This is a genomic window from Bradyrhizobium sp. 170, from assembly GCF_023101085.1.
Lineage (GTDB): Bacteria > Pseudomonadota > Alphaproteobacteria > Rhizobiales > Xanthobacteraceae > Bradyrhizobium.
Map to the genome: position 1 here is coordinate 1324385 of NZ_CP064703.1, position 23857 is coordinate 1348241.

At 60.5% G+C, this 23857-nt stretch carries 22 protein-coding genes, 1 tRNA gene and 1 pseudogene; 12 read left to right on the forward strand and 12 right to left on the reverse strand.

Translation table 11 applies throughout. The features are described from left to right. Positions 1–171 precede the first annotated feature (171 nt). A complete protein-coding gene (locus IVB05_RS06345; RefSeq protein ID WP_247783566.1) occupies positions 172–1344 on the forward strand; it encodes an isovaleryl-CoA dehydrogenase in 1173 nt (390 codons plus the stop codon). A gap of 75 nt (positions 1345–1419) precedes the next feature. Here the strand turns inward: IVB05_RS06345 and IVB05_RS06350 are convergent, their stop codons facing one another. Continuing rightward, a complete protein-coding gene (locus IVB05_RS06350) occupies positions 1420–1965 on the reverse strand; it encodes a hypothetical protein (RefSeq protein ID WP_247783567.1) in 546 nt (181 codons plus the stop codon). A gap of 249 nt (positions 1966–2214) precedes the next feature. Between IVB05_RS06350 and IVB05_RS06355 the strand changes: the two genes are divergently transcribed. Both IVB05_RS06355 and IVB05_RS06360 read left to right on the forward strand, forming a co-directional pair. Beyond that, positions 2215–3372, forward strand: coding sequence for a DUF898 family protein (locus IVB05_RS06355; RefSeq protein ID WP_247783568.1), 1158 nt, complete (start codon positions 2215–2217; stop codon positions 3370–3372). Between the two features lie 12 nt (positions 3373–3384). After that, entirely contained in the window at positions 3385–4548 is a 1164-nt protein-coding gene (locus IVB05_RS06360) for a M48 family metallopeptidase (RefSeq protein ID WP_247786607.1), read from the forward strand. Positions 4549–4558: 10 nt separating this feature from the next. Here IVB05_RS06360 and IVB05_RS06365 read toward each other — a convergent pair whose 3' ends face one another. From IVB05_RS06365 to IVB05_RS06375, 3 genes are all read right to left on the reverse strand, one after another. Beyond that, a complete protein-coding gene (locus tag IVB05_RS06365; RefSeq protein ID WP_247783569.1) occupies positions 4559–5557 on the reverse strand; it encodes a LysR family transcriptional regulator in 999 nt (332 codons plus the stop codon). A 367-nt stretch (positions 5558–5924) separates the two neighbouring features. Then, the gene (locus IVB05_RS06370; protein WP_247783570.1) at positions 5925–6701 is read right to left on the reverse strand and encodes a DUF2927 domain-containing protein; all 777 of its coding nucleotides are present in this window, start codon (positions 6699–6701) and stop codon (positions 5925–5927) included. A 121-nt stretch (positions 6702–6822) separates the two neighbouring features. Next, positions 6823–7419, reverse strand: a complete 597-nt coding sequence (locus IVB05_RS06375) for a L,D-transpeptidase (protein ID WP_247783571.1) — start codon at positions 7417–7419, stop codon at positions 6823–6825. A gap of 223 nt (positions 7420–7642) precedes the next feature. Here IVB05_RS06375 and IVB05_RS06380 point away from each other — a divergent pair, with 223 nt between their 5' ends. The 5 genes from IVB05_RS06380 (at position 7643) to IVB05_RS06400 (ending at position 11719) form a co-directional block, all read left to right on the forward strand. Next, positions 7643–9190, forward strand: coding sequence for an acetolactate synthase large subunit (locus IVB05_RS06380; RefSeq protein ID WP_247783572.1), 1548 nt, complete (start codon positions 7643–7645; stop codon positions 9188–9190). Between the two features lie 92 nt (positions 9191–9282). Next, a complete protein-coding gene (locus tag IVB05_RS06385; RefSeq protein ID WP_247783573.1) occupies positions 9283–9798 on the forward strand; it encodes a hypothetical protein in 516 nt (171 codons plus the stop codon). Between the two features lie 17 nt (positions 9799–9815). Beyond that, entirely contained in the window at positions 9816–11138 is a 1323-nt protein-coding gene (locus IVB05_RS06390; protein WP_247783574.1) for a M20/M25/M40 family metallo-hydrolase, read from the forward strand. A gap of 145 nt (positions 11139–11283) precedes the next feature. Next, the gene (locus tag IVB05_RS06395; RefSeq protein ID WP_212423353.1) at positions 11284–11463 is read left to right on the forward strand and encodes a hypothetical protein; all 180 of its coding nucleotides are present in this window, start codon (positions 11284–11286) and stop codon (positions 11461–11463) included. A 115-nt stretch (positions 11464–11578) separates the two neighbouring features. Then, positions 11579–11719 (forward strand): hypothetical protein, encoded by a 141-nt coding sequence (locus tag IVB05_RS06400; protein ID WP_247783575.1) that lies wholly within the window; start codon positions 11579–11581, stop codon positions 11717–11719. Positions 11720–12296: 577 nt separating this feature from the next. Here the strand turns inward: IVB05_RS06400 and IVB05_RS06405 are convergent. Together IVB05_RS06405 and IVB05_RS06410 are read right to left on the reverse strand one after the other, a co-directional pair. Then, positions 12297–13046 (reverse strand): hypothetical protein, encoded by a 750-nt coding sequence (locus tag IVB05_RS06405; protein WP_247783576.1) that lies wholly within the window; start codon positions 13044–13046, stop codon positions 12297–12299. A 138-nt stretch (positions 13047–13184) separates the two neighbouring features. After that, positions 13185–14189, reverse strand: a complete 1005-nt coding sequence (locus IVB05_RS06410; RefSeq protein WP_247783577.1) for an SGNH/GDSL hydrolase family protein — start codon at positions 14187–14189, stop codon at positions 13185–13187. 696 nt (positions 14190–14885) lie between these two features. Between IVB05_RS06410 and IVB05_RS06415 the strand changes: the two genes are divergently transcribed. Further along, entirely contained in the window at positions 14886–16310 is a 1425-nt protein-coding gene (locus IVB05_RS06415; protein ID WP_247783578.1) for a hypothetical protein, read from the forward strand. 450 nt (positions 16311–16760) lie between these two features. Here the strand turns inward: IVB05_RS06415 and IVB05_RS06420 are convergent. Both IVB05_RS06420 and IVB05_RS06425 read right to left on the reverse strand, forming a co-directional pair. Further along, positions 16761–17051 (reverse strand): annotated as a pseudogene (locus tag IVB05_RS06420) (DNA ligase); the annotation flags it as partial. Positions 17052–17106: 55 nt separating this feature from the next. Further along, positions 17107–17814 (reverse strand): hypothetical protein, encoded by a 708-nt coding sequence (locus IVB05_RS06425; protein WP_247783579.1) that lies wholly within the window; start codon positions 17812–17814, stop codon positions 17107–17109. A 390-nt stretch (positions 17815–18204) separates the two neighbouring features. On the opposite strand from IVB05_RS06425, the gene IVB05_RS06430 reads away from it, so the two are divergent. Then, entirely contained in the window at positions 18205–18591 is a 387-nt protein-coding gene (locus tag IVB05_RS06430) for a hypothetical protein (protein ID WP_247783580.1), read from the forward strand. 498 nt (positions 18592–19089) lie between these two features. Here the strand turns inward: IVB05_RS06430 and IVB05_RS06435 are convergent. The 3 genes from IVB05_RS06435 to IVB05_RS06445 all read right to left on the reverse strand — a co-directional run bounded on the left by IVB05_RS06435 (position 19090) and on the right by IVB05_RS06445 (position 21325). Further along, positions 19090–19164: transfer RNA gene (locus IVB05_RS06435), tRNA-Val, on the reverse strand. 117 nt (positions 19165–19281) lie between these two features. After that, positions 19282–20565, reverse strand: coding sequence for a hypothetical protein (locus IVB05_RS06440; RefSeq protein WP_247783581.1), 1284 nt, complete (start codon positions 20563–20565; stop codon positions 19282–19284). A 130-nt stretch (positions 20566–20695) separates the two neighbouring features. After that, positions 20696–21325, reverse strand: coding sequence for a DUF1134 domain-containing protein (locus tag IVB05_RS06445; protein ID WP_247783582.1), 630 nt, complete (start codon positions 21323–21325; stop codon positions 20696–20698). A gap of 111 nt (positions 21326–21436) precedes the next feature. Between IVB05_RS06445 and IVB05_RS06450 the strand changes: the two genes are divergently transcribed. Then, complete coding sequence (locus IVB05_RS06450; protein ID WP_247783583.1) at positions 21437–21943, forward strand: YHS domain-containing (seleno)protein; 507 nt, start codon at positions 21437–21439, stop codon at positions 21941–21943. A gap of 117 nt (positions 21944–22060) precedes the next feature. Here the strand turns inward: IVB05_RS06450 and cysQ are convergent, their stop codons facing one another. Next, a complete protein-coding gene (gene cysQ / locus IVB05_RS06455) occupies positions 22061–22879 on the reverse strand; it encodes a 3'(2'),5'-bisphosphate nucleotidase CysQ (RefSeq protein WP_247783584.1) in 819 nt (272 codons plus the stop codon). Between the two features lie 150 nt (positions 22880–23029). On the opposite strand from cysQ, the gene IVB05_RS06460 reads away from it, so the two are divergent. After that, entirely contained in the window at positions 23030–23677 is a 648-nt protein-coding gene (locus IVB05_RS06460; RefSeq protein WP_108522925.1) for a histidine phosphotransferase family protein, read from the forward strand. The last annotated feature ends 180 nt before the right edge of the window (positions 23678–23857 follow it).

Genomic DNA, 23857 nt, shown 5'->3' on the forward strand with positions numbered 1-23857 from the left:
TCGCCCCGTGACAAGCGCATTTGCTAAGACTAGAGCCCGGTTCTAATTCAATCAGAACCGGGCTCTAGATTCTTGTTTTGACGCGTTTTCCTGGCGCGAACCGGTGTCCACTTCGCTCGAAAACGCTATATGTCTGTTTGAAACAACGTTTAATTCGCCGGGGAGGCGACCATGATTTCCAACGCCCATCGGATGTTCAACTTCGATCTCGGCGAGACCGCGGATGCGATCCGCGAGACGGTGCATGCGTTTTCTCAGAACGAAATCGCGCCGCGCGCGGCCGAAATCGACCGCAGCAATCAATTCCCCAGGGATCTCTGGCCCAAGATCGGCGCGCTCGGCCTGCACGGCATCACCGTTGAGGAAGAATATGGCGGCAGCGGCCTCGGCTATCTCGAGCATTGCATCGCACTCGAGGAGATGTCGCGCGCCTCGGCCTCGGTCGGCCTGTCCTACGGCGCGCATTCCAACCTCTGCGTCAACCAGATCCGCCGCAACGGCAATGAAACACAGAAGCGGAAATACCTGCCGAAGCTGATCTCGGGCGAGCATGTCGGTTCGCTGGCGATGTCGGAGCCCGGCGCCGGCTCTGACGTGGTCTCGATGAAGACCCGCGCCGACAAGAAGGGCGATCGCTTTGTGCTCAACGGCAACAAGATGTGGATCACCAACGGCCCCGAGGCCGATACGCTGGTGGTCTACGCCAAGACCAATCCCGAGGCCGGCCCGCGCGGCATGACCGCCTTCATCATCGAAAAGGGCATGAAGGGATTTTCCACCGCGCAGAAGCTCGACAAGCTCGGCATGCGCGGCTCCGACACCTGCGAACTGGTATTCGAGGATTGCGAGGTCCCGGAGGAGAACGTGCTGAGCGAGGTCGGCCGCGGCGTCAACGTGTTGATGTCGGGCCTCGACTATGAGCGCGCGGTATTGGCGGCGGGCCCGATCGGCATCATGCAGGCCTGCATGGACGTGGTGCTGCCTTACGTGCACGAGCGCAAGCAATTCGGCGAGCCGATCGGCAGCTTCCAACTGGTGCAGGGCAAGATCGCCGACATGTACACGACCATGAATGCCTCGCGCGCCTATGTGTATGCGGTGGCAAAAGCCTGCGACCGCGGCGAGACCACGCGCGAGGACGCGGCGGGGGCTATTCTCTACGCGGCGGAAAAAGCCACCCAATGCGCGCTCGACGCCATTCAGCTCTTGGGCGGCAACGGCTACATCAACGACTATCCGACCGGGCGTCTCTTGCGCGACGCCAAACTCTACGAGATCGGCGCCGGCACCAGCGAAATCCGCCGCATGCTGATCGGCCGGGAGCTGTTTGAAAAAACGGCGTGAGGAGGAGATTTTGCGAGCGCGTTAAGAACGCCGCAATGCCCCAAAGCGAGCGGTCGCTTTCGAAAAACGAGCTACTTACTTCGCGGCTGGTCGAGGTGGCTGCAGTTGCTCTGCCGCGCCAATGAAACGAAGAGATCGCCCGCCTCCTTCCATAAATTGGAAATCAAATGCTCCCAAATAGGTCCAATTCTCGGATGCGCCAGTAGCAATTTTGGTCGTCAGCGGATCAAGCGATACCAGATAGTCGTCGCCCGACGGACCAAGGACGGCGATCTTGCGTTCAGGGGTAAGATAGATGCTTGTCCGACCATAGTGAGCCCAATCGAACGCGGTCATGTAGATCCTGATCCTGCCACGCGGCGTATTGACGTATAGGTAGCGACCGGAGTCAGTGTCACCCCATGTGGAATAGAAGCGGAGTGTAAGGTCCGTTTCCAAGTCAGGAATCGTCGTGCTGGCTGAATGCGCTGGCACGATGGCCGAATGAACGAATAATCCGGCCACTACAATGACTACGGGCAGAATGAGAGCTAACGGAGCCAGCAATAGAAGCGTAACCGTTGCGACGACAGGATTCCATCGACGCCCGACTCGGTCGCTGTCTTCAATGGTCTCTGTCATGAGCGGCCAGTCTAGCTGCGTAGGGCTACCTTTTTGTTGATTGCGCACAGACAAAAACCGGTCCGGGAGTAGTAATTTTCTTACCTTGTTGACTGAACTGCGTCTCTTCGAGGTCCTGTGCGGGCGAAGCGGCGCCTGTCAATTCTTGTCCGTTTCCGCGGACTATTAGGATGTAGTTGTGGGACTTGGGTCACACAACGGCCGGCAATTTCGTGGTTTGATCCGCCACCGTCGCGTTGGAGTTGAACCATGAACGAGATGAGCTGGCCCCCGCAGGTGCCGCCACCGCCGCCTTCGCCTGTGCCGCCGCCGATGCCGGTGGCGTTTTCAGGTAACCGCGGCGAATTCTTTGATCTGGCCAAGCGCGGTGCCGCGCTGGAGCTCGTGACCCTCGGCTTCTATCGATTCTGGCTCCTCACCGACATCCGCCGCCATCTCTGGTCCAACACATTGGTCGATGGCGATGCCGCCGAATATACCGGCCGCGGCAAGGAGTTGCTGATCGGATTCCTGGTCGCGCTCGCGATCCTGGTGCCGATCTATCTCGGTTATTTTCTCATCGGTCTCGAGGCCGAGCATTATCAGGCGTTCGCCAGCATTCCGCTGATCGCCTTCTTCTATCTGTTCGGGCAGTTCGCGATTTTCCGCGCGCGGCGCTATCGCATGACGCGCACGGTGTGGCGCGGCGTGCGCTTCTGGATGACCGGCTCGGGCTGGATCTATGCCTTGCAGGCCTCGCTGTGGGGCTTGCTGATGATCCTCACACTCGGGCTGATCCTGCCATGGCGGGCTGCGGCGCTCGAACGCTACAAGATGCGCCATTCCCATTACGGCGACCTGCAGGGCAGTTTCGAGGGGCGCGGCTGGGAGTTCTTCAAGCGCGGCTGGTGGCTGTGGCTGCTCACGCCGATCGCAATCTCTATATACCCGATCGCCCCCTTCGTTTACGCCGGCTACAAGGCCATCGAATGGCGCTGGTGGCTGTCCGGCGTCCGGTTCGGCGGCGTGCGCCTGGAATCGTCGTTGCCGAAGAGCGCCTTGATCGGGCTGTACTGGAAAGTGATCGGCTGGATGGCCCTGCTCGGGCTTGTCTTCGCGGTCTATCTGGCCCTCTGCGCGGTGCTGGTCGGCAGCATGAGCGGCGCGGGATTGACGGAGTTTTTCAAGACACCGGAATTGATGAGGAGCATTCCGCTGCTGGTGCTGACCGGTCTGGGCTATCTGGTGCTGGCGCTTTCGCTCAACGTCGTGATGCGGGTCTATCTGACGCGCGATCTCTGGGTGATTGTGCTAGGCTCGGTCAACATCAGCGGCCTCGAGGCTGCCGCCAACGTCGCGGCGCGGGGCGATCTGGCCAACGCGCTCGGCGAAGGGTTTGCCGACGGTCTCGATGTCGGCGGATTCTAGAGCGTGATGACCATGGATAGCGACGCGCCAGAGATTTCGAAAACACCGCCGGCCAATGCAGCGACCTATTTCGACGGGGCGTCGAGCCGGCGCCGCGCGGTTACCCTCCATTTTTCCGACCGGCTCGAAATCAGCGAACACGAACAGGTTTTGGCGGCGTGGGACTATGCCGACATCTGCCGCGCCGACAGCCCTTCGGGCATGCTGCGCCTCGGCTGCCTGAGCGCGGCTGCGCTGGCGCGGCTGGAGGTTCGCGACGACGCGCTTGCGACCGAGCTGGTCGCACGCTGCGCCAAATTGGATGAAAACACGCCCGGCCGCCGCGGCGTTGCCGTCATTGTCGGCTGGTCGCTCGCAGCCGCGGCTTCGATTGTTGCCGTGGTGCTGTTCGGACTTCCGCTGATCGCCGATCGTCTCACGCCGCTGGTGCCCGAAGCGTTCGAACGGCGGCTCGGCGAGGTCGCCGACAGCCAGATCAAGACGATGTTCAATGCCAAGGTTTGCGACAATGCCGCCGGACAGAAGGCCTTCGGCAAGCTCGTCACTTCAATTCGCGAATCCGCCGGCCTCGACACCTCGGTGCAGTCGGCCGTGCTGTCGAGTTCGATTCCCAATGCCTTCGCGCTGCCGGGCGGCAAGGTCTATCTGTTCGACGGCTTGCTGGCGAAGGCCGAGAACGCCGACGAAATCGCGGGCGTGCTGGCCCATGAACTCGGCCACCTCAAGCATCGCGACAGCATGCGCGGGCTGATCCGCGACGGCAGCACGTCGTTCCTGATCGGATTGCTGTTCGGCGACATCACCGGCTCCAGCGCGCTGATCTTCGGCTCGCGCACGCTGGTGACCTCGTCGCATTCGCGCGAGGCCGAGACCAATGCCGACGATTTTGCTATCGACGTCATGCACCGGCTCGGCCGGCCGGCGAAGCCGACCGGGGAATTGCTGCTTCGGGTCACCGGCAAGGAGAGCAAGGGGCTCTCCATCATCTCCACCCATCCCCTGAGCGAGGACCGGCTGGCGCGGATGAGCCGGGAGGACCGGCAGCCCGGCGGGCGGCCACTGCTGACATCAGAGGAATGGCGCTCGCTGAAATCGATCTGCGATGGCAAGTCTGAGCCGGGCAAGCCTGAGCCGGGCAAGCCTGGCCCGGCCAAGTCTGACCCGGCCAAAATTTGAGCCGATCGGACTACCTCCGGGCGCTTTTTCGCGATCTCGCCGCTTCGATCGGCGCAGGTGCTGCGCCGCCCGGCTTCAGGTCCCATACCGCCTGCATGGCCGAGAAGGCCTGCGAGATGATCGGCTCGTGACGCCGCGACGTCAGGCAGGTGAAACTGAGGTCGCAGGTCAGCGCCAGCTTGTCGGCAATCACGAAATTCCGTTTGCGCGTGATGCGGTCGAGCACGCAATCGCGGGCGAGGCTGAGGCCATTGCCGGTTTCGACGAACTCGATCATGGCGTCTTCCTGCTCGGCGAAGGCGATGCGTTTCGGCAATGAGCCCATCGGCCGGAAGACGTCGTCGATCAGCCGCCGATGCGCCGAGGCATGCGGCGTCGCAATCCAGGGCAGGTCGGCAAGATCGGCCCAATCCTTTCCCAGCACCTTGTCGCTCCATTCGCGAGGAGCGATCACTCGGTAGTCGTAGCGCGTCAGTGGCGTGAGCCGGAACTTGCCATCGTCGATGGTGCGTTCGGGCAGCATCCCCGACGCGAGGCAGTCAGGCGGCGTGGCATCGATATAGTATCCGACGTCGAGCTCGCCTTTGCCGATCTGCGCCAGCACGTCGTCGCTCGTGCCGTAGCGGAGGAAGACTTCGGTCTTCTTCGAGGAAGTGGCGAGGCTTCGCACGAACGGGCCCAGCCGGATCGACTCCGGATCCAGGATCGTGCCAACGCGCAGCGTTACCCGCAGCGACTCGCGCAAGGAATCTGCCGCCGTCCTGAAATCCGCCGAGGCCGATACCGTCCGGTGTGCCAGCGGCAGCAGGGCGGCGCCCGCTTCGGTCAGGGTAAATCCGCCCGGCGTGCGGTTGAAGAGCTGCAGGCCGGTGTTCTCCTCCAGCCCCTTCAGTTGCAGGCTGACGGCAGGCTGGGTCAGGTGCAGCAAGGTGGCCGCGCGCGAAACCGTGCCTTCGCGGGCCACCGTGATGAAACAGCGCAAGGCCTGGATGCGTGGCAGATCGTTCATTTGAAAAACTTATAGGAAGCGCCCATAGACCTCATTAAATAGGATTTGCTCCCGGAAGTCACAATGTTTCGCAAATAAAACTCTGCGTTGTCGTTGAAAAAAGCGGTGGATAGCGCGAAGCGCCGGACCTTCTACTGTCACAAAAGGGGCGCTCGCGGCGCGTAACGAAGGTTTTCGCCAGGGCTGCCCGACGGCGGGGAATTTCCTGACCAGCCGTGAATTCTCCGCCGTCATTGCGAGCCAACGGGTCGCGCGAATGCGCGCCCGATGACGAGGCGACAATGGATTGCTTCGCTTCGCTCGCAATGACGGGTGAGGCCGGCGGCTAGCGCACGCCCGCTCGACCCCGCACCACGAGGCCCGCCACTCACGGCAGGTTGTTGACCTTGCGCACCCATGCGCGCACGTCGCCCAGCACATCCGGCAGCAACGCCTTGACCTCCTGCACGGTCATGCCGGGCTTGATCCGGGGATCATAGAGAAGGTTCAGGAGATACTGGTCGTAAATGTCGAAATAGCCCATCGACACATTGTCGTTGAACATGGTCCAGGGCACGCTCGATGTATCGTTGATCGGTCCCAGCGATTGCAGCAATTCTTCATAGGCGCAGTCGAAGAAGACGAAGTCGCCATTGTCGACGGTGAGGATCACGTCGGAATGCTCGATTTCGAACTTCTCGTTCTTGCGAAAGCCCGACAGGCATTGCGGGTCGAGCGAAGATTTAATCTCTTTCGCCCGTTCGCTGCCGTAGAAGGTCGCAATGGTGCGCTGGAGATCGCGGTCGCGCACCAGCTTGACCTGCACATTGGCGTCTTCGATGGTTTCGGCCATCGCGATGTCGAGGTGCTGAACGCGCGCGGCGATGTCGGCTACGATTTTCGCGAGCTGCGCCTTGCGGTCGGCCCGGTTGCCGTCGGCAAACACCCGCACCGGCCCGTCATATTTGCGGATGCGGTCGACGCGGCCGGCGAGATGATATTCGGCGCCGAACGCGGTCTTCAGAAAGCCCTCGACGATCTCGCTGTCGGTGAAGTTCTTTTTCTCGGTGCGCTGGCGCTGCGCGATGGCGGGAATGTCCGCGAAGGCCGTGCACGGCAGGAAGATTTCGCTGAGCGCAACGGCGCAGAGGGCGGCCGCGAGCATCCGCAAGTACAGGGATCGGCGAGCTGTGCGCATTGAAATGACGCTGCAGCAATCAGCGCGTGCGTGCAAGGGTTGAAAGCCTCGATCACGCGCCTGCGTGCATGGTCACGCCGGTTCCGGCCTAATTCCTGACGATGACCGGCGTGCCGATGCGGACGCGGCTGTAGAGATCGGTCACGTCCTCATTGGTCATGCGGAAGCATCCGGACGACACTGCTTGTCCGATCGTCTCGGGCTCGTTGGAGCCGTGGATGCGGTAGAGCGTCGATCCCAGATACATCGCCCGCGCGCCGAGCGGATTGTCGATGCCGCCGCCCATGTGGCGCGGCAGATCCGGCCGCCGCCGCAGCATCTGGGCGGGCGGCGTCCAGCTCGGCCATTCCTTCTTCGCGGAAATGCGGTGGGTTCCACCCCAGCGGAAGCCGTCCCGGCCGACACCGATGCCATAGCGAATTGCCTGGCCGTTACCGAGCACGAGATAGAGCCTGCGCTCGGCGGTGCTGATGTAAATCGTGCCGGGCGCGTAATCGCCGTTAAACATCACGGTCGTGCGCGGGATCGGGCTCGATCCGCTGGGCATGCCGGGTCGGAAGAAACCGGGGCCGCCGCCCATGATGTCGCGGGAGTCGTCAAAGAAGAAGAATTGCTGGGCCTGTGCGTGGCCGGCTCCCGCCAGCACCACCACCGCCGCAAACAGAAAAGCAAAAGCCCGGGTCATTTTCTTCCTCGTGAAAAAATCTCAATATGCTGGAGACAGGCCATAATTGCGGCGATCGTGCAAGCAACGAGGCCGTGACTACAGCCATTTTCAAGCACCGCGGTTAAAAAAGACAACATCCCCCAAGCGATGGCTGCATTGTTCCCTAAACCTTTGACGAAACGTGTGAACAATGATTGATCGTCAGCGGCTCATAGAACGAAGCGCGAAGGGGAACGAGACCATGAACGGTGCGGAAAGTCTGGTGCGGACATTGGTCGCGGGCGGCGTGGATGTCTGCTTCACCAATCCCGGCACCTCGGAGATGCATTTCGTCGCCGCGCTGGATCGGGTCGAGGGGATGCGCTGCGTGCTCGGCCTGTTCGAGGGCGTGGTGACGGGCGCCGCCGACGGCTATTACCGCATGAAGGGCACGCCGGCTTCGACGCTGCTGCATCTCGGCCCCGGCCTCGCCAACGGTCTCGCCAACCTGCACAACGCCAAGAAGGCCAATTCCGGCATCGTCAATATCGTCGGCCAGCACGCGACCTATCACATCGGCTACAACGCCCCGCTGACCTCCGACATCGAGGGGCTGGCGCGGCCGATGTCCTCCTGGGTGCGGACCTCGCCGGATGCAAAATCCGTTTCCGCCGATGGCGCTGCCGCGATCGCGGCGGCCAGAAGCGCGCCGGCACAGATCGCAACCCTGATCCTGCCGGCCGATACCGCCTGGAACGAGGCCGATGGCATCGCGCAGGTTCCGGCCGAAAGCCAGCGCGCCAATTATTCCGCGCAGGCCGTCGACCATGCCGCCAAGGTGTTGCGCAACGGCGGCGCGTCGACGCTGCTGCTGATGACCGGCAGCGCGCTCACCGAACACGGGCTGGCGCTGGCCGCCCAGATCGCGGGCAAGACCGGCTGCAAGGTGATGGGCCAGACCTACAATCCGCGCATGGCGCGCGGCAAGGGCCGGTTCGCGATCGACCGCATCCCTTACGTGATCGAGCAGGCCCTGCCGATCCTGAAGGATTTCAAGAACATCGTGCTGATCGAGGCCAACGATCCCGTCGCGTTCTTCGCCTATCCGAACAAGCCGAGCATGCTCAAACCCCAGGGCTGCGAGGTGCACCGCATGACCTCGGGCGCTGAAAATTCCGTCGCTGCGCTGGAAGCGCTGGCTGGCGCGCTTCACGCGCAGCCGGCCGACCGGCAGCCGCAGAAGCTGGTCGAACTGGCAAAACCGACCGGCGCGCTGACGCATGCCTCGATCGCGCAGGCGATCGCGATGGCGATCCCGGAAAACGCCATCATGGTCGATGAATCCGTCACCACCGGCCGCGGCTTCTTTCCGCCGACGGCGGCCGCCGCCCCGCACGACTGGCTGCAGAACATGGGCGGCTCGATCGGCTTCTCGACCCCGGTCGCGACGGGTGCTGCGGTAGCGTGCCCGGACCGCAAGGTGATCTGCATGGTCGGCGACGGCAGCGCGATGTACACGCTGCAATCGCTGTGGACACAGGCGCGCGAAGGCCTCAACGTCGTCACGATTGTATTTGCAAACAAGATCTACCAGATATTGCGTGGCGAGTTCGACGGCGTCGGCGCCGGCGAGCCGGGCCAGCGGGCGCTCGACATGCTCAAGATCGACCGCCCGGACCTCGACTTCGTAGCCCTCGCCAAGGGCATGGGTGTGCCGGGCCGCGCGGTCGCCAATGCCGACGATTTCGTCAAGGCGCTGGCGGAAGCCATCGCCGAACCGGGACCGCGGCTGATCGAAGTGCAGATGTAAGGCGACGGCTATGTTTTTGATTTGAGCATGATCTTTTCGGAAAACCGGTGCCCACTTTTCCGGATCATGCTCTAGCCTTCGTGGGAGGCGTCATGCAGACCGAACTGAACAAGGTCATCACCGCACTTCACGAGTTCTATGCGTGCGAAGCCTTTCTGCTCGAAAAGGAGGCCGGCGAGCGCGCGCTGACGCACCGGCTGGCCGTTCAGTTCGAAAAGCAGTTCCCGGGCTGGGAGATCGATTGCGAATACGACCGGCTGGGCGATCGCACGCTGCGGCTGCCGCACGGAACGATCGTCTCGACCGACGATCACCTCGCCAAATCGATCTATCCCGATATCGTGGTGCACCAGCGCGCCATTCCCAATAACCTGCTCGCCGTCGAGGTGCGGAAGTCGGCCAATCATCAGCCGCTCGACCATGACCAGCACAAGCTGCGGGCGCTGACCGATCCGCATTTGTGGTTCGCCTACTGGATCGGCGTGCTGCTGACGCTGGGCAAGACTCAAGTCACGATGTCGGAAGTCTATACCAGCGGCGTTCACGACCAGGCTTTGTCCATCTGGTTCGCGGCGCGGCTGAAGGATGCGGGCTTGAGCGCAGGATAGCGAACGGAGATTTACTGATGACACTCACTCGATCGATCCTGGCAATCGCCCTTGTCGCTCTCGCGCAGCACGCGCTGGTGCACGAGGCTCTGGCGCAGGCGGCTCCCGCGCCCGACCTGGAGGCCATCCTCGCCCATCCCAAAATCGTCAAGACGCTCGACGACATCAAGGCCGATGACGAGCGGACCTTCGCTGAACAGAAGCGCATCACCGAAATTCCGGCGCCGCCGTTCAAGGAAAAGGTCCGCGCCGAATATTATCAGAAGCGGATGCAGGAGCTCGGCTTCAAGGATGCGGCCATCGACAGCGAAGGCAATGTGATCGCGCTGCGCAAGGGCAGTGGCGGCGGCCGGCCGAAGCTCGTGGTGTCGGCGCATCTCGACACGGTGTTTCCCGAAGGCACCGACGTCACCGTCAAGGAGAAGGACGGCGCCATCGTAGCTCCGGGCATCGGCGACGATTCGCGCGGGCTTGCGGTATTGCTGTCGCTGATCAAGGTGATGAACGAAAATCAGATCGCGACCGTCGGCGACATCATGTTCGTCGGCACGGTCGGCGAGGAGGAGCTGGGCAATCTCCGCGGCGTGAAGGCGCTGTTCCGCGATCATACCGATATCGACGGCTTCATCTCGATCGACGGGCTCGGCATCACCCGCGTGGTCAACCAGGCGACCGGCAGCCATCGCTACGAGTTCACCTTCAAGGGCCCCGGCGGGCATTCGTTCCAGGAGTTCGGATTGCCGAGCGCGATCCATGCTATGGGCCGGGCGATTGCGAAAATCTCGGAGTTGCAGCCGCCATCCGATCCCAAGACCACGTTCACCGTCGGCACCGTCAACGGCGGCACCTCGGTCAACGCCATCGCCGCCGAAGCGCGTATGGCTGTCGACATGCGCTCGAACTCGACCGACGAACTGCTCAAGCTCGAGGCGCGGCTGCTCGACCTCGTCAAGGAGGCGGTGGCGGATGAAAACGCGCGCTGGAAATCCGACAAGATGACGGTGGAGGCAAAACTGATCGGCGACCGGCCGGCGGGCATCGTCGCGATGGATTCGCCGATCGTGCAGGCGACCCAGCGCGCGGTTTCGGCCGTCACCCGCGGCCCGCGGCCGACCTTTGCCGGCTCTTCCACCGATTCCAACATCGCGATGTCGCTCGGCATTCCGGCCGTCACCATCGGCGGCGGCGGGGAGGGCGGCAACTGGCACTCGCGCAACGAGTGGTACAAGCCGGTTAACGCCTGGTACGGCCCGCAGAATGCGCTGTTGACCGTCCTGATCCTGACCGGGCTCGACGAGGTAACAAAACCGGCGCTCGCCGTGCGAAAAGCCGCCAAATAGGGGCCAAAAGGGCCCTCAAAGTCGCGTTTGCCTCGTTAACCCGCCGTTAACCATGCCCCCGATTGGACAAATTGTCGGCCAATTGCGGACAAAGCGGTAACCGAACATGGTTCCCCAGTAGTTCTACGTGTGTAGGGGGTGTGGCATGGCGTACAGGATCGTGGCGGAACGCAGGGACGAGACCGTCAGGATGGACCGAAGCAGCATGCTGGTGGCGGTTGCCAAAGCGAGGGTCTGGGCCAGCGAGGGGTGGAAAGTCACCATCATCGTCGGCGACGAAAATGAAATCGCACCGGCCGATGCGCGCCGGCTTTCCTTCGTGTGACGACCGGCGTGTGAAGACCGATCTGGCGGCCTCTGCTGACTGGCCGCCAAAATAGAGCGGAACCGGGAACCCGGGCCGACGTTATCTCTGCAGGCAGGCTTTCTGGAGCAATGCCATGCAGTGGCGGTCAGCAAGTACCGGCCCCGACGCGATGCGCGGCACCGGCGACGACGAAATCTCCTACGCGACCGGATGGACCATCAGCGGGCTAGCGACGCTGGGCACCATCGTCGCGATCTGGGTGTTTGGGATCTGACTTAAGCTTTTCTCTGGACGACCTGCTTGCCGCCGGTCACGAGCAGTACTGCCTTGTATCCGATCTGCAGTTCGACCGCGCCGCCGGCGAGGGTACCGCGCCGCCGGCGAGGGTGGTGATGGTAATGACGAGGTTCTGAGCGGTCATTTGGCTCTGCATAAATCGGTTCGCGCCCTCGGCCCCCGACCTGAAAATGACCCAAGGTCTTGACTTGGGGCAGGGCAGGCCCATCGCCTCAGATTGAGCCTTCCGGGCTGCCCCAATACTGGTTTCCCTCCAGTGGATTCCCTGACGTGGAGTCAAAGAGCATCCAACATCAAGTCGATTGTCCGCAGGACGTCGACGATTGGAAAGAAGGAGCCGGCAGGTCGCGGAAGTCCGACGACAAATCCAAATCTAACGGAGCGACAATCGGCCCATCCCTTGTGGAATGCTGTGAATCTGTCAGGCGGCTGAAGCATAATGATTCCGCTGCCGGGTTGCATTGACACTGCTGCGTGACTGCAATGGCTTCCTTCGATTGACACGAGCAGCTTAGCCGAAAGCAAGGATGTGCTAATGCGGTCTACGCCAGCGTCTATTTCCAGTACCTCAAATCCGCGCCGACGAGCGCTTCGATTAAACTGGCTTCATTGTCGATAAGACGGGCCGCGCCCGTGTTCCCTCGTCGGAGATAAACGAGAGATGTTTTCTCCTTTGGGCCAAAGGTGTTCACGATCCTTGAGTGCAGAATTTCGTAGCGCCTGCGCTTTGAGCTATTCTGCGCGTAATCAGCGGTGATGATTAGGTTCTTGACCGTAGCACTATCGACGACGATGGACTTCCAGTCCTGGCCGAAGAGTTCTGCGTAAGCTGTTGCGTCGGGATAAGGGATCGGGCCGACGTTTATCCTTGCTTGCGCTGGCAGCAAGTATTGCACGCAGCCGTCAGCAAGCCAGTGCGCAAAGTATTTTTGAGTGACCATTGATGAAATTAGCGACGCGCATTCGAGACTTCGAGGGGGCGTCCGCGACTGTTGGCTGGAAATGAAATAGCGAAGCGTTCCAGAGTAAATTGTTCCGTCGATTATCGTGGCATCAGCTATGTGGTAGGCGATTGTAGCATCGTGAACAGTTTCGACACCGGTCACGGCGCGGATTTGTGCAGGCACGGTAGATTCAGGGATAGAAGCGACGATCCGGTCGATTTGATCGTTCATGTAAATCGGACGCGGATGCGCAACTCGTTCGCTTGGGCAAATAATCTCCTGAGCGACGGAGGCCGATTCCAGCGATGCGGGGCCCAGCAACGCCCGTAAAATATTTCTCTTCAGACGTGCCAATGGCATGCAAAAACAAGCTTAAAAAGTGACTTGAGCCCACCGGGTTTCAGAAGTCAATCAACAACAGTGGATGAATAAGAGGCATCCTCGTGCCAAGCAAAAGACCGCCCGAAGGCGGTCTCTGCATTCTGATCGGGCTGGCGATCAGGCAGCGCCAAGCGCGGCTGGCTGTGGGCGTCGGCGGTAGGCCACGAAGCCAACGCAAGCAAAGCCGACGAACATCATGACCCAGGTGGAGGGTTCGGGAACGCCGGCAACCACGAGGAAGGCGTCGGCGATCACTGCGTGCGCCGCAGCTGTCGGATGAATGCCGTCCCAATATGCGTAGGTGTTACAGTTCGCAGCGACAACTGCCCCGCAGGCATTGGTCACGTCGGTAAAACCAAACGCTGCTGGATTGAGTGCGATCGACGTGCCCAGACCGAAAATGTCGAAAGTCGTTACGCCGGACTCGCCCGTCAACTGCGCGGCGAGCGCGGTGTTCATGCTGGCAGCGAGGAACGTCCCCAATCCGGAAGCGCCTGCCGCCGCAACAGCAGGCGCTAGCCCGAGATTGGGCGTGTTCCAGACGATGATGTGCTGCGCACCTGCAGCTTGAAGCGCGTTCACAATCGAACCGACGTTGGCTGCGTATTGAGCTGCCGTTGCCGCCACGGTTGGTCCCGCGCACGCCGGGCACGCTGCGATTGCGCCAAGCGCTGCTCGGGCATCGTTGCCACCGCCGGCGATGACGTAAAGCGCATTGGCGGAGACGGTGTTGGTGGCCAGGTACTGGTTGGCCTGGGTGAGCAGGCTGAAAGGAAAGCCGTTGCCGGCTGGACCCGTGGTCGCGCCCCCATACGCGTAACCCGTTCCGCCAAGCAGCGAAGGTTGCAGCGTTACGCCGAGTTGCGATGCGGCGTTCGATGCCCAAACGGGTCCATTGCTGTAAACCCCGGAGCCGTAGGGCTGACTGGGAACGTAGGTGTTGCCTGAAATGGTCTGTCCGGCATTGGTGCCGATCACGACGGCGTTGTTACCAACGTCCGACAGGCTGTCGCCAAAGACAACGAGCGAGTTATATATGCTGGCCGAGGCCGGCAGGGCCGACAACGAAAAAGCTGTGACGGCAACTAACGGCAAAAACCTGCTGAAGAACGCGTATTTCATGAAGTTTCCCTACCCTTTTACTAAACACTTCAGCATAGCAACGGGTCGCGCGAGGTGTGTCAACTGCTCAATCACATGTTGCAGCGCATTCATTTTGCTAACAGGCTGGAGCGCGTGGGTCCCACCGACTGCGGCAATCCGGTCGTGATCCCGATCCGGAGGGCAGCGCCAGCGCAAAAGTGGAATGGGTTGTCGGAAGCGATCATGCCCCGGCGATCGTTTTCGTTATCTCTGCGCAACCCGCTTGCCACCGGTCACGAGTAGGCCTGCCTTGCGCCCGATCAAAAGGCCGAGCACCACCGTCGAACCGCGGCGTTATTTGGTTCTGCAAGCACGGATATTTTATTGTCGAGTATCCAGCCTCAATCATCGTCTCGCCGCGCAGGCCGATACCGGCCTCCAAATTGGTTCGTTCGCATCGGGTGCGATTTCCGCGACCGGCACAATCTCGGGCAGAACGTATCCAGGCCGCCTCGCGTGTCCAGTGCCCATGGCTGGTCATTACAGCGGCCTTGCCGCAGCCGGGCAATACGCTGAATCGGCTCTTCTAAGATTGCTATGCCAGATTGTAAAACGCCGGAAGGCGGTACTTTTCCTACGCTGCAATGCCGTTCCGGCAGCGGCTGGGTTGCTGGCAACTCACCCTGCAATCCGCGTCGGAAAATTGCTTGTGCTCGCATTCAGGTTGAGAAATGATTGCTCTACCCTGGGGCGGGCGGCAATCATGTGGCCGACAAAAGCTGGCTCGTGCGGTTTGTGTCCAAACCTGAAAAGAGCCCCTCCCATCGAAAGATTTATAATTGGCATTCGGCAATTGCACCCACCAAAGATTTTCTTCTCTCCTATGAGGTATTTGAAATGTCAGATGAGGCAGAAACGTCAGAAAGGACTCCGATCCCTGTTGTTGTGACTGGCCTTCCCGAAAAATTACCAAAGCCGTTTCTTCGCGACCCCACTCGAATGCTGTCTACGGCGGCTTTCATATTTTCAGTGGTCACTGGAACATTTGCGTTAGTTCATACATGGACGGACACTAGGGAGTCCTACGTTGATGGTGTAGGCAAACTCATTGACCAATATTATGCTGGCGCCGAAAAGATGGCGACGCTTAACTTACAGACCCAAGCGGATTATCGTAATCTGCTTGGAGTCAAACAAAGGAGTCTCGCACTTCGAGCCGTCGAACTTGCGACCCGCGTCGAAACACGCTTGGACGATGGAATTTGGACGGCTCTCGCGCAAATCAATGATGCTGAACGAAATTATTCTGCTGCGGAACTAGCTTGGTCGTCAGCCGTTCGTCGTACGAAGGACGTAACTTTGTATTCGTTTGCGACTCATGGACTAGCAACTAATCAATCATACCAAGGGAACGTCGACCGCGTTCAGAAGGAACTGGAAGCCAAGCTCAAAGAAATAGGAAGAACTGACAAGGCGTACCGCTTCGCCACGCGACTCTCGCCGGCGCAACTCGATCTTGAGTCAGCTTCCGTACATGCGACCCTTCTCTTTTTGAACAAATACAATGATTGTGCTGACGTTGTGTCGCATTACGATGCAACGATCAACCTATGGGCTTCCGCCTATCAGAAAAGTCGCGCTGAGTACGTAGCGTACGAAAACGTTACAATTGCCATGAGGCAGTACTTGGCAATTTACAAGAAACGAAGAGCTGAATGCGCAGCATCGTTTGAAACCGTACAATTGCTAGACGATTGCTTGGCGTTGGCTGAGATTCTTGATGCGGCGCCAACTGGATTTGCGGTTCTTCGTGGAGGCGCATCCCAGAACAGCGGCGAATCCTTTTCGAGAGTCGCGTTGCCAGACGCCGAGGCTTGCTTCGTTACGCCCGCTTACCAATTTTACTGTAGATGGCGGGAGCATGGTGATGATGACACAAAGCAACGGGTCGGACAGATTTCGCAACGAATTGCAAAATGCGAAAGCTTAGGAAAGGCAATCGTTTCGAAATCTCAATACGAAAATGCGCAGTGGAGATCAGAATACATCGGTATCGCTATTGAAAATCGACAACCACTAAAAATACACCGAGCGGGATCAAAGGATCAGTTCAATCCATACTGGCAAGTCCAAGTCGAAATTGAACCCCAAAATCCGTGAGTCTCATCAGTTAGGGCGCGGGCTCGTACCTGCGCTCTGTCAACTTGATCCGGGGGTCGATCATTTCTCTTTACGCAAATCGGCAAAAGCGGATTACCGAAAATCGGTAAAGCGTTCTCACGCCAGTTATCTCTTTTTGGCTAAAACCAAAAGGCGCTTCTGCTATTTTTAGCACGACAGATGGATGCACCGTTATTGCACGCATGTTTTGTTCACACACTTCGTGCCGAACATGAGAGCTAGGTCACATTAGTTGGTCAATCAAAGTACTGATTTTATTGAGGTCTATGGTGGACTTGCGCAGGAGCAGCCGAGGCTCACCCTTCCTGCCGGCGGAAACGTGATCGATCTCATCGAGGCTTTGAAAAAAAGCAATCGCCGTCGATCCGAAACCGAGCAAGATAGCGGTGCGCCTCGTCGGAAGGCGTAGGGCGCCAGCCCAGGCGCGCGCTACTCGAACGCCTCTTTAGCCCGCTGCATCGCCGGATGCTGCGGGTTTTTCACTTTGACCCAATACGGCGACGGCCCGGCGCGATAGGGCCGCTCGCGGTGCTTCGAAACCAAACCCTCAAGGTTGAACTTGCAGGCGTGGCGAAACAGGTCCGGCCCGATCTCGCCTTGCTCAAAGGTGCTGACGAAAATGCCGGCGATCCGCCGCGCCAGTAGCCGGGCGAGGTTGTTCTTTCGAAGGTGCAAGGGCAGTTTCCGCAAATCGTCGCCGTCGAGCGCCAGAACGTCAAAGGCACGCGAGGCCGACGAGGAAGCCGAGGCTAGCGGCGATGATGAGGGGTGCCCATCATTCGGGGCGGCCCCATAATTGCCATTCGATTTTTTGGATTTCGTCGGCTCGCTGAAAACTCACGCGCTTGCTGTCAGGATGATAGAGTAACAAGCCGCGCTCACCACCCATGACGACGAATGCCTTCTGGGTTGCCGATTTCGTGACAATCTCCGAAAGAAATCGGCCTGTTCGGACGCGAGATATGTTTGCGTTGGAAATGTCCATCGCGACCGTCACTGCGAACGTGATCGACATTCCCAAAACGAAGAGAATGACGACGGGGCTAGTCAATCCTTGCCGGTAATGAAATCCGTTCGCTAAGATGGCGCCTCCTATCACCAGCAACAAAGTTAGCGTCGCTCGAAATTCTCGAAGCAATTCTGGAACAAAGTTACTCTCCATGAAGACCACGAACAGGATTAGAAGCGCGATGGTGAGCAAGGCAATATAGGTTCTTATTCGAGGGCCGAATTTCCATTCATGGGTTCTGTTTGCGAAGTAGCTAATTGGAACAAAAATAAGCGCGAGAAAGATCGTGCCGAACAGTGCGAGAGGCAGACTTGAGAGAGCGAAAAGTAAGTGCTCCGAAATGCTGAAATAATAAAATCCACCAAATATGAGGAACCGGCCGACCTCGTAGCTCATGGCAACTGAGCTAGCGATCAGAGGCACAACGACAGCGAGGTCCTTTATTTCAACGCGCCTCTCTGAATTGTCGGCCATTTGTGAGATCATCTCCTTGTCCCGAAAAAGACATGGTCTGATGTTCCGCAATCTCACGACCGGTAACAATCAAAACGTGTGGTTATCCCCATGGGCCGCGCGGTGGGCCTCGATATAGACTGCGCACCATCGTGCCCGGCCTCGGCGAGTATGCCGGCTCGTTTAGTGGCCTCGGCCGGGCGGGGCGCTTTCCGACTTCGCGGATTTTTCACGCATTGAAGCGTGAAAAAGCGTGAAATTCCCCCAAATCTGCCGAGACCGGCGACGGGCGAAAATGCAAGAAAGCCTTTATTTTAAAGGGGTTTTAGTGGTGGACGCACAAGGCCTGGTCTCTAGTCGTCCCACGTGCGCTCCCCGCACCGGCATTCGAACATGTGGAGGATGGAGCCCGTGCGCGAGTTAACCATCGTTCGAATCAGCCTCAATCTTTCACCACAGGAACGGCAGGTCTTGTGCGTCGTCTCGCTTTCCAAAACGGCGACTTTCTCAGCGAGGAATAAATCCATGATCGCCCCCCAAAAGTGGCTGCCGGGAATGATTCGCCAGGTGCCGGGAAAAACCAACGAGATTATTGGGCCAGAAATCACTTTCGGTCGGAGCGTTGCCTTCCGGCATCGCGGTTGGGCCAGGCAGGGTCTTCCAGATTCCCGTACTCGTCGGGGGTTTCGCAGTGCGGCATCTGATGGCAAAAGTCATGCGGGGATCAAATGCCGCAACGCAGGACGTCCCTCACATTTTTCTCGGGCTTTAAGCGAAACGATTGTTTGCCCTTATTGAAAAGTTTTGATGATGGTTCAGGAAATCGACAGAATTGTTGTCGGCACTCGCTTTAAGGTGAGTGAGCTTGGAGCCGATCGATGCCCAAAGCTGGCTGGCCAGACTGGCGTTATTGTCGACGTCAGTCCCCGTACCACCGGCGTCACCGTGCTGTTCGATGGCGCCAAAAGATCAACTTGCCTGCACAGGGACTTCATATCTCCCATCGCGGGTAACGGATCGTGGCTCCGCTAGACGTATTGCGGCGCTTCGTCGCCATGAACATGAGAGCGTTCGAAGACGAAGTTGAAATGGAAATGGCTGGCCCAAGCAAGTAGTTGGGAACGGGATGCGGCGGTCTCCTCGGCGCAGAGGGGGCGAAACGAAAAAACATTTCCTGAACAAAATTCCCGGATTTTCCCCCGCCTGTTGCTGCCTGGCTTTGCCTAAATGTGCCGGCAACTGCCGAATAAGCCCTGTTCCAAAAATGCAAAAAGCCCCGTCTTGCGGGGCTTTGAATGGTGGACGCACAAGGGATCGAACCTTGGACCTCTCCCGTGTGAAGGGAACGCTCTCCCGCTGAGCTATGCGTCCGGGAATTTGGGGCGAACCATGAGCCCCGTCAGAGCCCGCGATTTACGAAGTACGGGCCCATAGTGTCAAGCGATCAGTCGGGCCGTAATGCCGCGTTTTCGCGCGAAGTCGGGAGAATTACGCCCCCTGCTGGCGGGCGCGGGAGGCGTGCGACTGCAGCGCGCGGATGCGTTCGGCCAGCGTCCCGCCGCCTTCGGAGACGGGGGCGGCGCCGGCGACGTCGTTGGCGGGCTTGGCCGGGGTTTTCGGCACGGCCGGTTCCGCGGCCAGCATCGCCTCGATCGCCGAATTCGGGCCCTCGAGCTGCATGGCGAGCTTGGCGACCTCGGCGGCGATGTCGTTGATGCGCTCGCGGAGCAGCGCGTTTTCCATCCTCTCGGTCTGCCAGGAGCTTTCGGCCTGTTGCTGGATCGCGTTGATGTCGCGCTGCAGTTTGGCGCGTTCGTCGCGGGCGATACGAAGCTGTTCCTCGACAGCCGCTTTCTCGCTGCGCAATTTCTCGATCGCCGCCGAACTGCCGCCGCCGGACAGCGTCGCGACCTCGTTGCGCAAATCCGTCATGACGCGCTCGGCGACCGTAGTGGTCTGCCTGAGCTGGTTGTTTTCGTATTCGCGCTCGGCGAGGATCTTGCCTTGCGTCGCCAGCCGCGCTTCGAGGTCGTTGACGCGGTTGCCGAGCATCTCGGCCTCCTTGACCTGGACGATCAATTGCCGGTCGAGATCGGTGACGCGCTGGCTCAAATTTTCGACGCGGCTGCGCGCTTCGCTCAGTTCCTGCGTCGCGCGGTCGGAGTCGGCGCGCTCCTGGGCGAGGCGAGCCTGCGTCGTCGAAAATTCCTTTTCGGCGTCGCCGACGCGGCCCTTCAATTCCTCGATCTGCGTGCGCACCGCGACCAGCTCGACCTGGCGGCTGTCCGCCGTCATCGAACGATCGTTCAATTCGTGATTGATCCTGGCGAGCTCGGCCTGCTTGTCGGTCAGCGCCGCTTCGGCGTTGCGCAACAGTTCGGTCTTCGCCGCGAATTCCTCTTCGGTGGCGCGCAACTGCTCCTTCACCGCCTTCTCGCGCGCTTCGAGCGAGAAGATCGCGGCGTTCTTTTCGCCGAGCTCGATCTTCATGCGGTTGATCGCGTCGCTCTTCTTGCCGAGTTCGGCGAGCTGGCTCGTGGTCTTGTTCTTGAGCTGCTCGACGTTCATTTCGAGTCGTCGCGCCGACATCGCGAATTCCGCGCGCAACTGGTCCTTGTCGGCCTGGATCTCGGCCATCGACAGCGGCGTTGCCGCCTCGAGCCGCCGCGTCGTCAGCCGCACCGCACGGTTATGCACCAGCGGCACGATCATCAGACCGAACAGCATGGAGACCAGAAAACCGATCGCCAGATACATGATCGGCTCGATCATGGATGGTCACTCCACACAGACAAGGATTCGTTAATCACATTGCCACGCCCGGCCGGCCAAAGGCCAGCCCATTGCCGCGTTAACCTGAATCGGCAGGACGAGACGCGTGTGGATATCCCGACGAACGGGCTCAGAACGGGTTCCAGGTCGCGCGCGGGGTATATTTGAGATAGCCGACATTGGCGCCAAGCCGCAGTCCGATGCCGGAGCGGATCGGCACCAGCACGATGTTATTGGCGGTCAGCGCGGTCATGCCGAAGCCGCCGACGATATAGGCGGAGCCGTCGATGCCGACGAAGCGCTGATAGATCGCGTTGGTGGCGGGCAGGTTGTAGACCAGCGTCATGGTGCGCGCGCCGTCGCCGCCCCAGTCGAAGCCGACCGACGGCCCCTGCCAGTAGACCCGCAGATCGCCGGCGTTCTTGGTGTAGAGCGTGCCTTCGCCATACCGCAGGCCTGCCACAAAAGCGCCTGAGCCTTCCTCGCCGAGCACATAGCCGTTGGGAAGGCCCCATTGGCTGACCGCGCGCTCGATGACCGAGGCCAGCCCGCGCGAGACGTTGCCGAAGAACTTGTGCCCGGCCGAAACCAGTTCGTCCGGTCCAAAGGTCTCGGGCCCCGCCTGGCGTTGCGGCGGCGGATAGGGCGCCGGCTGCTGCTGCGGATATGGTGCCTGCTGCGGCTGCTGTGCGGAAGCCTGCACGGTCCAGCACATCAGCGCGGCAAACGTCACCGCGGCAAGGCGTGTAGCAAACGTCATGAAAGAACCCCTGGCATCGAAATTCTGGCCGCCGCCTTAACCTGACGCCAACAAGCATGGCTCTAGGTTGCGCCCAGTGTCCCCTCGACTCGCATGTTATCGGCACCAACTATGACGGCACAACGGCAGGAAAGATACGGTTCGCGCCCCGGAATAGCCCTTTTTGCCTTATTGGCAGGCTTTTTTGCTGCGCTCAGCCTTGATTTCGCCGCGTGGGCCGCGACCACCGAGCGCGTGGTGGTGAACCGCTATTCCGGGCTCGCCATCGAGGGCTTCGATCCCGTCGCCTATTTCACGGAATCCATGGCAGCCCAGGGGTTGCCCGACTTCGAGGCCCGCGAATCCGGCGCCGTCTGGCGTTTCCGCAACCAGGGCAATCGCGCCTCTTTCGTGGCGCATCCGGAGATCTACGGGCCCCAGTTCGGCGGCTATGACCCGGTCGATCTGGTACGAGGCGTAACCTATGCGGGCAACCCGCGCTTCTGGGTGGTCGCGGGCCAGCGGCTCTATCTGTTCGGCCGCGAGGAAAACCGCGATGCGTTCGCCGCCGAGCCGGCGCGTTTCGTGAAAGACGCGCGCGCGCGCTGGCCGGCCCTGGAGCGAGGGCTTGCGCAGTAGCGAGCTGCCGTAGCCCGGGCGAGCGCAGCGACCCCGGGGCGGTGCCGGCCACATCGAATATCCGTTGGTTTTGTTGCCACTGTCCCGGGGTCGCTTCGCTCGCTCGGGCTACGAAACTCACACCGCCGCCTTGGGATCGCCCCAGGCGATGAATTCCGGAACGATGAAGTCCTTCCGCCCGGAGCCAAAAACCAGCGCCGCACCGTTTGAATCCGTGATCCTGCCGCCGGCGGCCGTAACGACCGCATGGCCCGCAGCCACGTCCCATTCGGAGACCGGCGACAGCCGGGGATAGATATCGACCCCGCCCTCGGCCACCCGGCCGAGTTTGACCGCCGAGCCGAGTTCGTATCGTATTGCGCCCGGCCTTGCCGCAATGAAGGCTTCGGTCCTGGCATCGCCATGCGAGCGGCTGACCGCGACCGTCCACGGCTGGCCGCGCGGCGGGCAGGGACGGGTGCGAATCGGCTCGATCAGCGGTTTACCCTTGCCAAGCGTCAGCCGTTCCGCGCCGCGTCCGACAATGCCGCGCCAGATCAGCCCGAGCGCGGGCGCGCTGATGATGCCGAGCAGCGGCGTCCCGTGGGTTACCAGCGCCAGATTGACCGTGAATTCGTTGCGGCCGGCGACGAATTCCTTGGTGCCGTCCAGCGGGTCGATCAGGAAGAAGCTTTCCTTGTGGGGCAGCGCGGCCGGCTCGGCGCGCTCTTCCGACAGCGAAGGTATGTCGGGCGCCACCTGGGCCAGGCCCTCGGCGATGATTCGGTCCGCCGCCAGATCGGCCTCCGTTACCGGCGAGCCGTCGGTCTTGCCGTCGACCTTCATGGCGGAACGGTTGACGGCGAGGATGGCCGCACCCGCCCGGATCACGATGTCGGTCAGCGGTTCGATCAGCGCCGCGGCGGTATCGCGGTCGTGTGGACGAGCCTCATTCATGAGCTGGGCCTATTTGCTGTTCGTCCTGCCTTACCATTGCCGCCCCATGCTGGCAGCAGGGGGCTGCGCAGTGTATCAAACCGATAAGCACGCGTGATTCGTAAACGCCCGCCAGCAATTTGCGACCAGGCGGCTTTCCAGGAACCCATGATGTCTGGCACTTCGTCTCCCGGTCCGGCTCCCGATGCCCTCGAACTCGCGGCGCTGTTGTGTTCGCGAGTCTGTCACGATCTCATCAGCCCGGTTGGCGCCATCGTCAATGGGCTTGAGGTGCTTGACGACAACCCGAAGCCCGAAGACCGCGATTTCGCGCTCGATCTGATCCGCAAGAGCGCCAAGACCGCCTCCGCACGATTGCAGTTCTGCCGCCTGGCGTTTGGCGCGGCGGGATCGGCGGGCGCGCAGATCGATCTCGGCGATGCCCAGACCATGGCGCGCGGCCACATCGAGGACGGCAAGATCACCATCACCTGGAATCTGCCGCGGCTGTTGCTGCCGAAGAACCGCGTCAAGCTGCTGTTGAACATGCTGATCATTGCGCAGCAGACGATCCCGCGCGGCGGTACGTTGACGATCGATCCGATCGGTGACGGCGAGACGATGAGTTTTCGCGTGACGTCGGCCGGCCTGAACGCCCGCCTGCCGCAGAACATCGCCGATCTCCTGAGCGTGAATTCGACGGCGTCCGTCGATGCGCACGCGGTGCAGCCTTACTATACGCGGCTGTTGGCGCAGGCCTGCGGGCTGAGCGTGACGCTTGCGCCCGATGGCGAAAAGGTGGTCGTTACCGCGGCCTGAAGCGCGGCCTGCGCGCAAACATGGTTAACCAAGTGTTGAAAACAGGCGGCAGAATTCATTTCTGCCGTCTTATCTCTTTGTTGATCCCGTTCTTTTCCATTTGAGCAACCAATATTAAACGCTTTGCATAGAAGCTGGCCTAGTTCCGTAAGGCACGTCGATGTCGCGTGCCGGTGCGTA